Here is a 12,427-nt window from a genome sequence, read left to right on the forward strand (position 1 = left end):
CCGGCGCCCGGTGGGTATCAGTGCACCAGCATGCCGGTGAACACGTATGCCTGGGACAGGGTGATCAGACCGATGATGGCGGCAAAGATCAGGCTGTGCTTCAAGGTGAAGCGGAACAGATCCGACTCCTTGCCGACGATGCTGGTGGCAGCACATGCCACAGCGATCGACTGCGGCGAGATCATCTTGCCGGTTACGCCGCCACTGGTATTGGCAGCGACCAGCAGGGTGTCGCTGACGCCAATCTGGTGCGCGGTGGTGGCTTGCAGCGAGCCGAACAGGGCATTGGACGAGGTGTCGGAGCCGGTCAGGAATACCCCCAGCCAGCCCAGGAACGGCGAGAAGAACGGGAACGCCGCGCCAGTACCGGCCAGCACCAGCGCCAAGGTGGTAGACATACCGGAATAGTTGGTGACGAAGGCGAAAGCCAGCACCATGCCGATGGACAGGATCGGTAGCTTGAGTTCGACCAGGGTCTCCTTAAAGCTGACCAGTCCGGTCTTCCAGTTGATGCGCAGGACAAACATCGAGACCAGCGCCGACAGTAAGATTGCACTACCACCCGCCGACACCAAGTCGAACTTATACACCGCCGCCATTGGGGTGGGTTGGGCGACGATGGGTGCGGCCTTCATCACCAGTTGGTCCAGGTGCGGAATCTTGAACATCAGCACCAACTGCTCGAGCGCGCCACCTGGGGCGAACATCGCCTTGAATGGTTTGAGCGTCCAGATGGTTACCAGCACAGTGAGGATCAGGAACGGCGACCAAGCCTTGAGGATCTGCCCGAAGCTGTACGGCGACGGCGTACCGCCGCGAGGGCCGGAGAAGCCGCCCATGACCGCCGCACCGCCGGACACGCTGACCACCTCACGATCGGCGGCACGGGTCGGCTGCCAGACCTTGAGGAACAGCGTCAGCGAGACGATACTGACCAGCGCCGAGGTGATGTCCGGCAGTTCCGGGCCGATGTAATTCGAGGTCAGGTACTGGGTGATGGCAAAGCTCGCGCCGGCCACCAGCGCGGCAGGCCAGGTTTCTTTGACGCCGCGCCAACCGTCCATGATCGCTACCAGCCAGAACGGTACGATGACCGAGAGCAGCGGCAGTTGGCGTCCGGCCATGGCGCCAATCTTGAACGCGTCGATGCCAGTCACTTGCCCAGCGACGATAATCGGCACACCCAAAGCACCGAAGGCCACCGGTGCGGTGTTGGCGATCAGGCACAGCCCTGCGGCGTACAGCGGATTGAAACCCAGCCCCACAAGCAAGGCACCGGTGATCGCCACTGGCGCGCCGAAGCCGGCCGCACCTTCGAGGAAAGCCCCGAAGGAGAAGCCGATCAGCAGTACCTGCAGGCGCTGGTCATCGGTGATCGACAGCACCGAGCTGCGAATCACCTCGAACTGACCGCTTTTGACCGTAAGCTTGTAGAGAAATACGGCCGCGACAATGATCCAGGCGATTGGCCACAGACCATAAGCGAAGCCGTAACCGGCAGCGGCAAAGGCCATGTCCAAGGGCATGTCGTAGGCCAGGGTGGCGACTAGGATCGACAACACCAAGGTAATGGTGCCGGCGATATAGCCTTTCATGCGAAAGACGGCGAGAGCAATAAAGAAGAAAATGATCGGGATCAGCGCGACCAAGGCTGACAAGCCCAGGCTGCCGAGGGGAGTGTACATCTGTTCCCAAGTTTGCATGTTAAAAGCCTCTTTTTATTGTTGATAGCTTGTAAGGGTGATGCGGATGTTTCGACGGGGTTAGCTGGTCGAATGTGTATGACGGTGAGCAATGCCTCCTCGCTGGCAAGCCAGATCCTGTCGGCACTGGATGCTGCGAAAACGTTATTTGGGATCTCCCACAGACGCGGTGCAGTCATGTGGGAGTGAGCTCATCAGCGACGGGCAGGTACGGGTTCAGCGAGCCTGTTTGAAGCGTAACCGCCAGGCATGGAGCAGCGGCTCTGTGTAGCCACTTGGCTGCTCACGTCCCTTGAACACCAGGTCACAGGCGGCGCGGAAGGCATGGCTGCTTTCAAAGTCCGGCGCCATCGGGCGGTAGGCTTGGTCCCCAGCATTCTGCCCATCGACCACCTGAGCCATGCGCTCCAGCGCTGCACGGACTTGGCCAGTGCTAACCACACGATGGTGCAGCCAGTTCGCAATATGCTGGGCGGAGATACGCAGGGTGGCGCGGTCTTCCATCAAACCTACGTCGTGGATATCGAGCACTTTGGAACAACCAACGCCCTGTTCGATCCAGCGCACTACATAGCCAAGGATGCTCTGGCAGTTGTTATCCAGTTCTGCCTGGATCTCGGCCGGGCTCCAGTTGCGATCGACACTGACCGGCACACTGAGCAGGCCTTGCAGCAACTCGGCGCGCTGGCTGTCCAGGTCGATGCGTTCCAACTCTTGTTGCACTTGACGCACGTCTACTTGGTGGTAATGCAGCGCATGCAGCGTCGCGGCGGTAGGCGAAGGTACCCACGCAGTGTTGGCGCCGGCCTTGGGGTGAGCAATTTTCTGTTCAAGCATGGCTGCCATCAGGTCCGGCATGGCCCACATGCCCTTGCCGATTTGCGCCCGTCCACGCAGGCCACAGTCCAGCCCCACCAGTACGTTGTTGCGCTCATAGGACTGGATCCAGGGAGTCGACTTCATGTCGCCCTTGCGCAGCATGGCGCCGGCTTCCATGGTCGAGTGCATCTCGTCGCCCGTACGGTCGAGGAACCCGGTATTGATGAACACCACTCGGTTGGCGGCTTCGGCGATGCACGCCTTGAGGTTGATGCTGGTGCGGCGCTCCTCGTCCATGATGCCCATCTTCAAGGTATGAGGGGCCAGGCCAAGAAGATCCTCAACTCGACCAAACAGCCTGTTGGCAAATGCTACCTCAGCAGGGCCGTGCATCTTGGGCTTCACGATATAGACGCTGCCGCTACGCGAGTTGCCGCGGCGGCGCAGGTCGTGAACGGCTGCAAGGCTAGTGATTACGGCATCGAGAATTCCTTCGGGAATCTCCTGACCTTCCTGATCGAGGATGGTTGGGGTGCTCATCAGATGACCAACGTTGCGCACGAACAGCAGCGAGCGCCCCGGCAGGGTTACTGGTTTACCGTCGCGGCCCTGGTAGGTGCGGTCAGGGTTCAGGGTACGCGTGAATGCCTTCCCGTTCTTGCTCACGGTTTCAGTCAGGTCGCCCTTCATCAGGCCCAGCCAGTTACGGTAGACAGCCACCTTGTCATCGGCATCGACCGCGGCCACTGAATCTTCGCAGTCCATGATGGTGGTCAAGGCCGACTCCAGCACCAGGTCCTTGACGCCAGCGGCATCGGTGCTGCCGACTGGGCTGGTCGGGTCGATCTGGATCTCCACGTGCAAGTCACGATGCACGAGCAGTACGACGGTCGGTGACAATGCTTCGCCCTGGTGACCAACGAATTGATCCGATTGGGCCAAACCGATCGCTTCACCGCTATGCAGCGATACCCGCAATTGACCATCCACTACCTGGTAGGCGCTGGCATCGACGTGAGAACCGCCCTGCAGGGGGAAGGCCTGGTCGAGGAAGGCGCGGGCGAACGCAATGACTCGAGCGCCACGCACCGGATTGTATCCAGGCCCCTTGCTGGCGCCGCCGTCTTCGGCGATGGCGTCGGTGCCATACAGGGCATCGTACAACGAGCCCCAACGGGCATTAGCGGCGTTGAGCGCATAGCGTGCGTTCATCACCGGCACCACCAACTGCGGGCCGGCCTGCACTGCTACCTCACGGTCGACATGGTCCGTGCCGACCTTAACCTTTTCAGGTTGTGGCAGCAGATAACCGATGCAGCCAAGGAAGCGCTGATAGGCCTCCATGTCCGTTACCGGCCCGGGGTGGGCGCGGTGCCAGGTATCCAATTCGCCCTGCAAGTGAACACGCTCGGCCAGCAAAGCGCGGTTGCGCGGCGCCAGATCGTGCACCAGGGCATCGAGCCCCCTCCAGAAATGATCCGACGTAATCTCGGTGCCGGGGAGCACCTCATCCTCGATGAAGTGCTTGAAGTTCTCAGCCACCTGCAAACGCTGGCATGGCACGCGCTCGGTCATTCTCGTCTCTCCTATCGCTTGGTTCATCTGTTCTTGAAGCCGCGCTCAGAGCGCAGCGATCCCGGCTGCAGCCACTTGGGCATCCTGTTCGGCCTTCACTCCGGAAACGCCCACGGCAGCAACCACTTGCCCGTCCACCCGCAGCGGAAGGCCCCCTTCGAGCGATGTCAGCAGCGGTGCGCTGACAAACGCGGTGCGCCCGCCGTTGACCATTTCCTCGTAACCCTTGGTGTCGCGTCGGCCGAGCGCTGCGCTGCGAGCCTTTTCGGTGGCGATGTAAGCAGCGATGGGGGCGCAACCATCGAGGCGCTCGAGGGCCAGCGGGTGGCCGCCGTCATCGACTACGGCGATACACACCGCCCACTGGTTACGCTGCGCCTCTTCGCGTGCGGCAGCGAGGATGCGGGCGACTTCGGCTTGTTCGAGCACAGCTTTGCGTTGCATGGTGTTCTCCTGGCTAGTGCTTCTTGCATACTGCTATGCGTTGCATGGCACTAGGTTTTCTGTGGCTATCAGTCTGGATGAGGCTTGTTAGCGGCAGAACACTTGGAAAGCGTTTTCTGCCGATACAAAAGGTATCGAATGGCACTTCGGGAACTCCCACGGACGGAACGTAGCGCCGTGGGAGATCATCGGAGTCACCTAAACGAGTGCTTCTTCCACCAGTTCAATCCAATGGCGCACAGGTGTGCGTCCAGCGCCGTCGAGGTGGGTCTGGCAGCCGATGTTGGCGGTGACGATAACTTCCGGATTGCCGCTTTCCAGGGCGTTGAGCTTGTTGTCGCGCAGTTGAAATGACAGTTCCGGCTGAGTCAGCGAATAGGTGCCTGCCGAACCGCAACACAGGTGACTGTCAGGCACGGCGGTTAGGCTGAAGCCCAGTCGCTCAAGCACACCTTCAACAGCGCCACCGAGCTTTTGTGCATGTTGCAGAGTGCAGGGGCAGTGGAAGGCCAAGCGACGATCGCCGTGGATACCCAGCCGTTCCAATGGCTCGTCGCGCAACACCTCGACCAAGTCACGAGCCAGAGTACTGACCCGCGCGGCCTTTTCGGCGTATGCAGGGTCGTCTTCGAGCAGATGGCCGTAGTCGCGCACAAAAGCGCCGCAGCCACTGGCCGTCTGTACGATGGCTTCGGCACCTGCCTCGATAGCTGGCCACCAGGCATCGATATTGCGCCGGGCGCGTTCCAAGCCCTTTTCTTGAGCATTGAGGTGGTAGTCCACTGCACCACAGCAACCGGCTTCGCGGGCCGCAGTCACAGAAATGCCCAAGCGGTCAAGCACACGTGCTGCCGCCGCATTTGTGTTGGGCGAGAGGGCAGGTTGCACGCAGCCTTCGAGCATTAGCACACGACGTGCATGCAACAGTTGAGGACGAGGCTTAGCCGGGTGCGGATGGCGCGGTAGCTTGGCTTGTAGGGTTTGCGGCAGCAACGGACGGAAGGCTTTGGCGGTGCTGGTCAAGGCCCTGAACAGTGCAGGACGCGGTACCACTGCACGCAGGCCCTCACGCAGTAGCCGCTGGCCCAGCGGGCGAGGCACCTGTTGCTCAACCACGGCGCGGCCGATGTCGAGCAGGTTGTGGTACTGAACTCCGGACGGACAGGTGGTTTCACAGTTGCGGCAGGTCAGGCAGCGGTCCAGGTGAGCTTGGGTCTTGGCCGTGACCGGCTGGCCTTCGAGCACCTGCTTGATCAGGTAAATGCGTCCGCGTGGACTATCCAACTCATCGCCCAGCAGTTGGTAGGTGGGGCAGGTGGCCGTGCAGAACCCGCAATGCACGCAGGAGCGCAGAATACGTTCGGCTTCCTCTGCACGGGGAAGACTTTTGGCTTGTTCGCTCAGATTAGTTTGCATGGTGCACTCTCAGACTTCGGCGTACAGGCGGCCCGGGTTGAAGATGCCCTGGGGATCGAGTTGCAACTTGAGATTGCGGTGGTAGCGCAGCAGCGGTGCCACCAGCGGATGGAACGACGCCGGATCTGATTCATAAAGAGTCGCATGACCGCCGATGCGGGCTACCGCCTGGCGAATCAGTTCTGCGGGGACGTCGGACTTCAACCAGCGCTGTGCGCCCCCCCAGTCCAGCAACTGCCTGCCTGGCAATTCGATCGGCGCGCTGTTGTGTGGCAGCGAAAGGCGCCACAGCGGTTGAGGGGCCTCGAAAAAGCCCAGGCGTTGCTCACGCAGGTCAGTCCAATAACTACCATCGAGGTCCTCACCTCCCAGACGCTCGACCGCGGAGGCCACCGAGCCTTCGCCGCCTTCCAGGCGCAGGTGCAGGGCATGCCCGTCGTAGGAGGCTGCACTGATCGGTATCGGTTGCTGGCCCCATTCGGCCAGCTCGCCCAAGGCCTGGTGCAGGTCCATTTCCAAGCGCAGGCTCTGGCACTTGCGCGGCTTGGGTAGCACCTTCAGCGACACTTCGGTCAACACCCCCAGGCACCCGAAACTACCCGCCATCAGCCGCGAGAGATCGTAGCCAGCGACGTTCTTCATTACTTCACCACCGAAGCGCAGCAGTTTGCCGTGACCGGTGATAACGCGGGTGCCCAGTACATAGTCCCGTACCGAGCCGGCCCAAGGGCGGCGTGGGCCGGAAAGTCCGGCGGCGACCATGCCGCCGAGGGTGGCTCCAGGGCCAAAATGCGGTGGCTCGAAAGGCAGCATCTGGCCGGCGGCGTCGAGCGCGGCCTCGATGTCCACCAACGGCGTACCGGCGCGGGCGGTTAGTACCAACTCGGTGGGGTCATAGCTGACAATCCCGCGGTGGCTGCGGGTATCAAGCACCTCGCCCGTGACCGGACGGCCAAGCATATTCTTGCTGTTGCTGCCCTGAATGCGCAGAGGCGTGCGTTCGTTGAGCGCCTGATTGACCTGCTCCAGCAGGGCAGCGCTAGCGTCGTGATCGTGTCGCATCAGAAGCGCTCCAGTTCAGGGAAGGGCAACTTGCCGTGGTGCACGTGCATCGAGCCAAATTCGGCGCAGCGGTGCAGGGTAGGGATATTCTTGCCGGGGTTGAGCAGGCCCTGCGGGTCGAAGGCGTGCTTGACGGCGTGGAACAGGGTCAGCTCATCGCTGTTGAATTGCGCGCACATCTGGTTGATTTTCTCGCGGCCCACACCGTGCTCACCGGTGATGCTGCCACCGACTGCCACGCACAGCTCGAGGATCTTCCCGCCCAACGCCTCGGCACGCTCCAGTTCACCAGGCTGGTTGGCATCGAAGAGAATCAGCGGATGCATATTGCCGTCGCCGGCATGGAATACGTTGGCGACACGCAAACCGTATTGTTCCGAAAGCTCCGTGATGCCATTGAGCACGCCCGGCAACTCACGGCGTGGAATGGTGCCGTCCATGCAGTAATAGTCTGGAGAGATGCGCCCCACCGCCGGGAAGGCGTTCTTGCGTCCGGCCCAGAAGCGCGCGCGCTCGGCTTCATCGCAGGCCAGACGCACGTCGGTCGCGCCCGCAGCCCGAAGCACTGCCTCGACGCATTCGCAGTCCTCCTGCACGTCGGACTCTACGCCGTCAAGCTCGCACAACAGGATGGCAGCAGCGTCCACGGGGTAACCGGCGTGAATGAAGTCCTCCGTGGCGCGGATAGACAGGTTGTCCATCATCTCCAGCCCCCCGGGGATGATGCCGGCGGCGATGATATCGCCAACTGCGCGCCCGGCTTTTTCCACCGAGTCGAAGCTAGCCAGCAAAACGCGTGCGACCTGGGGCTTGGGCAACAGTTTGACAGTCACCTCAGTGACAATGCCCAACATGCCTTCAGAACCAGTAAACAGCGCCAACAGGTCAAACCCTGGGGCGTCTAGCGCATCGCTGCCCAAGGTCATGTACTCGCCTTCGATGGTGAGAATCTCAACCTTGAGCAGGTTGTGTACGGTTAAACCGTACTTCAGACAATGCACGCCACCTGCGTTCTCGGCGACGTTGCCGCCGATTGAGCAAGCGATCTGTGAGGAAGGATCAGGTGCGTAGTACAACCCATGAGGCGCAGCCGCCTGAGAAATCGCCAGGTTACGAACACCGGGCTGAACCCGTGCGTAACGACCTTCGGGATTGACCTCAATGATTCGGTTGAAGCGGGCCATTACCAACAGAATGCCTTGCTCCAGTGGCAGGGCGCCTCCGGATAGACCTGTGCCAGCGCCGCGTGCGACCACCGGGACCTGACGGGCATGACAAATCTTTAAAAGGGCTTGGACGTGCTCGATCCGCTTAGGCAGTACCACCAACAGCGGAACCACACGGTAGGCGGAAAGACCATCACACTCGTAGGGAAGGAGATCTTCTTGGCTGTGGAGGATTTCCAGATCTGGAAGGGACTCTTGTAGCTCAAAAAGCAGGGCAGCCTTGTCGACCCGCGGCAGGGCACCGTCGACTCGCTCATCGTAGAGAATATTCATAAGGCTCACTTGTATTTTTGTTGTTTTTTGGCGTGGCCGGGGCGCCTGGGGGGATCACCCATACGACGCTGGCTCACCAGACCGAAGTCGAGATTAGGCTGCTCGTTCTATCGCGGGGAGTCGATGAGCACGCCAACTGGTAGGACCACTTTTTTGCCGCATGGCTAAAATGAATGTGGTGGTAGAGAGGTTTTTGCGTGAAAATCTTTCTCTAACGAGATAACAATAAGAAGCTGGTCCTACCAGTTGAGAGGTGGCAATGAACACCGTGGTTTCGCAGAAGCATGAAAAAGTACAGATCGCCGATCAAGTGGCCGAACGTATCGAAAAGCTGATCGTCGATGGTGTACTCAAGGTTGGCCAGGCATTGCCTTCTGAGCGACGTCTGGTGGAGAAGCTGGGATGCTCGCGATCAGCATTACGGGAAGGTTTGCGAGTGCTACGTGGCAGAGGCATTGTTGAGACCGAACAAGGGCGGGGTTCATTCGTTGCAGATTTGAGTAGGACAGGTAATGCGACCCCTTTGATGCACCTTTTTAGCTCACAACCGCGGACGCTGTTCGACCTGCTGGAAGTGCGAGCACTTCTTGAAGCAGAGTCGGCCAGACTGGCCGCACTACGTGCGACTGATATTGATCGGGTGCTGATCAAACGTCGCTACGACGAGATGGTAGACGCCCATGAGAATCCAGAATCCCATGACCCACGTGAGCACGCCCGGCGCGACCATGCCTTCCACAGAGCGATTAGTGAGGCTTCGCATAACCCGGTCTTAGTGCACACCTTGCAGTCACTCAGCGATTTGACGCTCAGCACGGTGTTTGCTTCCGTCAATAATCTCTACTGTCGGCCAGCGCAGAAACGGCAGATCGATCGCCAGCACTCTCGGCTCTACCATGCGGTGATGGAGCAGTTACCCGAACAGGCCCAACGAGCTGCTCGAGAACACATCACTAGCGTCCGTGACAACCTGCAAGAGATTGAGCAAGAAGAACAACGCCTGGTTCGAGCGACTATGCGCCTGGAAGGTTGGAAATAAAAACAGGCGCTTGTAAGCGCCTGTGCTCGGGACTATGGCCTGAGGGTCCTAGCTCATGGGAATTTGTTCTATGCGTAACGTGTTGGTGCTGCCAAGGCGTCCAAACGGCATACCGGCGGTTATGACAACCGTGTCGCCGGGCTTGGCCATTTCCAGCAATTGCACTTGAGAGAGTGCTGTACTCGTAACATCCTCGACCTTCCGCAACCGTTGATTGACGACCGAATAGACGCCCCAGGCGACGCTCAGACGTCGACCTGTGTTCAGATTTGGTGTCAGGTTGAGGATAGGAGCTCTCGGGCGCTCACGGGCGGCACGCAGGGTCGACGCCCCTGATTCGCTATAATTCACCAGCACCGCCACCGGCAGAATGCCGCTGATCCGGCGGATCGCACAACTGATCGCATCCGAGACAGTGGCCTCGGCCTGAGGCCGTCCAACGTCTAACTGCACCTGGTAATCCGGGCCCGCTTCAACCTGGCGGATGATCTTACTCATCATCTGCACCGCTTCCAGTGGGTAGTCACCCGAGGCAGTCTCGGCCGACAACATCACCGCGTCCGCACCTTCGGCCACGGCGTTGGCTACGTCCGTGACCTCAGCGCGGGTCGGGGCAGGGGAGAATCGCATGGACTCGAGCATCTGGGTCGCAACGACCACCGGGCGGCCCAACTGGCGGCAGATGGTGATGATGCTCTTCTGGATCTGCGGCACGCTTTCGGCCGGCACTTCCACACCTAGGTCACCACGGGCGACCATGATCGCGTCGCTCAGTTCGGCGATCTCGCGCAGTTGGGTAACGGCCGACGGTTTCTCGATCTTGGCCATGAGGAAGGCACGGTCGCCGATCAGTTGGCGCGCCTCGACGATGTCCTGCGGGCGCTGCACGAACGACAGCGCCACCCAGTCCACGCCCAGTTCCAGGCCGAAGGTCAGGTCGCGGCGGTCTTTCTCGGTGAGCGGAGAGAGGTCGAGCACCGCCTGCGGCACGTTCACGCCCTTGCGGTCGGACAGCTCGCCACCATTGAGCACCTCGGTGTCGATAGCATCAGCGTGCTTGGCGGTCACCCGCAGGCGCAACTTGCCATCGTCCAGTAGCAGATCCATGCCCAGCTCCAGGGCGGCGATGATCTCAGGGTGCGGCAGATTAACTCGACGCTCATCGCCCGGCGTGCCATCCAAGTCCAGGCGTAGAGACTGGCCACGTTGCAGATGGACCTTGCCTTCGGCAAAGCGGCCAACGCGCAGTTTCGGACCTTGCAGGTCCATGAGGATGCCCAGTGGGTAGTTCAGTTGGCTTTCCACTTCGCGGATCCACTTGAAACGCATCGCATGGTCGGCGTGCTCGCCGTGGCTGAAGTTGAGGCGGAAGATGTTCACCCCGGCCTCGACCAACTGGCGTACGTCGTCGATGCCCTTGATCGCAGGGCCCAGGGTGGCAAGGATCTTTACTTTTTTATCAGGCGTCATGTTGGGCAGTCTCGAGGATCAGGATGGCGCGGAAATCGTTGACGTTGGTGCGGGTCGGCTCGGTGACGATCAGCGCATCCAGCGCGGCGAAGTAGCCGTAGCCGTTGTTGTTGTCCAGCTCGTCGGCGGCCGACAGGCCCAGGGCCTGGGCGCGGGCGTAGCTGTCGGGGGTCATGATCGCCCCGGCGTTCTCTTCCGAACCGTCGATGCCGTCGGTGTCACCGGCCAGGGCGTAGACGCCCGGCAGGCCCTTGAGGCTTTCGGTCAGGCTCAGCAGGAACTCGGCGTTGCGCCCGCCACGGCCGTTGCCGCGCACGGTCACGGTGGTCTCGCCGCCGGAAAGGATCACGCAGGGCGCGGCCAGCGGCTGGCCATGCAGGCGGATCTGCCGGGCGATGCCGGCGTGCACCTTGGCCACTTCACGCGACTCGCCTTCCAGGTCGCCAAGGATCAACGGGCTGAAGCCGTGCTTGCGGGCGATCACGGCGGCGGCGTCCAGCGACTGCTGGGGCTTGGCGATCAACTGGAAGTGGCTGCGGGCCAGGGCCGGGTCGTTTTCCTTGACGGTTTCCGAAGCCGGGTTGTTCAGCCAGTCGATCACCGCTTTTGGTGCGGCGATGTTGTAGCGCTTGATGATCGCCAGGGCTTCGGCGCTGGTGCTCGGGTCGGCCACGGTGGGGCCGGAGGCGATGACCGTGGCGAGGTCGCCCGGTACATCGGAAATCGCATAGGTGTAGACCGTGGCCGGCCAGCAGGCCTTGGCCAGGCGGCCGCCCTTGATCGCCGAGAGGTGCTTGCGCACGCAGTTCATCTCGCCGATGGTGGCGCCGGACTTGAGCAGCGCCTTGTTGATCTGCTGCTTGTCGGCCAGGGTCAGGCCTTCGGCGGGCAGGGCCAGCAGGGCAGAGCCACCGCCGGAAAGCAGGAAGATGACACGGTCGTCTTCGGTGAGGTTGCTGACCATCTCCAGCACGCGCTTGGCAACGGCCAGGCCCGCGGCGTCCGGTACCGGGTGGGCGGCTTCGACCACCTCGATCTTCGAGCAGTTGGCGCCGTGGCCGTAGCGGGTGACCACCAGGCCCGAGACGTCGCCTTGCCAACTGCGCTCGACCACTTCGGCCATGGCTGCGGCGGCTTTGCCAGCGCCGATGACGATGACGCGGCCGGTGCGGTCGCTGGGCAGATGGGCTTCGAGCACCTGGCGGGGATGCGCGGCGTTGATGGCTGTATCGAACAGCTTGCGAAGGATTTTTTGCGGATCGACCGACATGGCAGGCTCCCAAAATTCTTGTTGTTCTGCAGAATCGAAAACGCCCCTGGAACTGCCTCCGTGCAGGCCGAACCAAGGGCGGGTATTGCTCATTGCCGCTGCCTGACCCGTGGTCGCAAGTCAGACAGTG

At 61.2% G+C, this 12,427-nt stretch carries 9 protein-coding genes; 1 reads left to right on the top strand and 8 read right to left on the bottom strand.

The window, feature by feature from the left end; genetic code table 11:
• Positions 1-17 precede the first annotated feature (17 nt).
• From C3F42_RS01445 to glcD, 6 genes are all read right to left on the bottom strand, one after another.
• Positions 18-1,703 (bottom strand): lactate permease LctP family transporter, encoded by a 1,686-nt coding sequence (locus C3F42_RS01445; protein ID WP_004577329.1) that lies wholly within the window; start codon positions 1,701-1,703, stop codon positions 18-20.
• Between the two features lie 216 nt (positions 1,704-1,919).
• A complete protein-coding gene (locus C3F42_RS01450; RefSeq protein ID WP_004577330.1) occupies positions 1,920-4,097 on the bottom strand; it encodes a malate synthase G in 2,178 nt (725 codons plus the stop codon).
• 45 nt (positions 4,098-4,142) lie between these two features.
• A complete protein-coding gene (locus C3F42_RS01455) occupies positions 4,143-4,541 on the bottom strand; it encodes a heme-binding protein (RefSeq protein ID WP_004577331.1) in 399 nt (132 codons plus the stop codon).
• 198 nt (positions 4,542-4,739) lie between these two features.
• Positions 4,740-5,957 (bottom strand): glycolate oxidase subunit GlcF, encoded by a 1,218-nt coding sequence (gene glcF, locus C3F42_RS01460; protein ID WP_004577332.1) that lies wholly within the window; start codon positions 5,955-5,957, stop codon positions 4,740-4,742.
• Positions 5,958-5,966: 9 nt separating this feature from the next.
• Complete coding sequence (glcE, locus tag C3F42_RS01465) at positions 5,967-7,019, bottom strand: glycolate oxidase subunit GlcE (protein ID WP_004577333.1); 1,053 nt, start codon at positions 7,017-7,019, stop codon at positions 5,967-5,969.
• Positions 7,019-8,518, bottom strand: coding sequence for a glycolate oxidase subunit GlcD (glcD, locus tag C3F42_RS01470; RefSeq protein ID WP_004577334.1), 1,500 nt, complete (start codon positions 8,516-8,518; stop codon positions 7,019-7,021). Before glcD ends, glcE begins: the two co-directional genes overlap by 1 nt.
• A 259-nt stretch (positions 8,519-8,777) precedes the next feature.
• Between glcD and glcC the strand changes: the two genes are divergently transcribed.
• Positions 8,778-9,557 (top strand): transcriptional regulator GlcC, encoded by a 780-nt coding sequence (gene glcC, locus C3F42_RS01475; RefSeq protein ID WP_004577335.1) that lies wholly within the window; start codon positions 8,778-8,780, stop codon positions 9,555-9,557.
• A 48-nt stretch (positions 9,558-9,605) separates the two neighbouring features.
• Here glcC and pyk read toward each other — a convergent pair whose 3' ends face one another.
• Both pyk and C3F42_RS01485 read right to left on the bottom strand, forming a co-directional pair.
• Entirely contained in the window at positions 9,606-11,027 is a 1,422-nt protein-coding gene (pyk, locus tag C3F42_RS01480) for a pyruvate kinase (RefSeq protein ID WP_004577336.1), read from the bottom strand.
• Positions 11,017-12,297 (bottom strand): glycerate kinase, encoded by a 1,281-nt coding sequence (locus C3F42_RS01485; RefSeq protein ID WP_004577337.1) that lies wholly within the window; start codon positions 12,295-12,297, stop codon positions 11,017-11,019. Before C3F42_RS01485 ends, pyk begins: the two co-directional genes overlap by 11 nt.
• Positions 12,298-12,427 lie beyond the last annotated feature (130 nt).

It is taken from the genome of Pseudomonas sp. PONIH3 (assembly GCF_002934345.1).
GTDB lineage: Bacteria > Pseudomonadota > Gammaproteobacteria > Pseudomonadales > Pseudomonadaceae > Aquipseudomonas > Aquipseudomonas soli.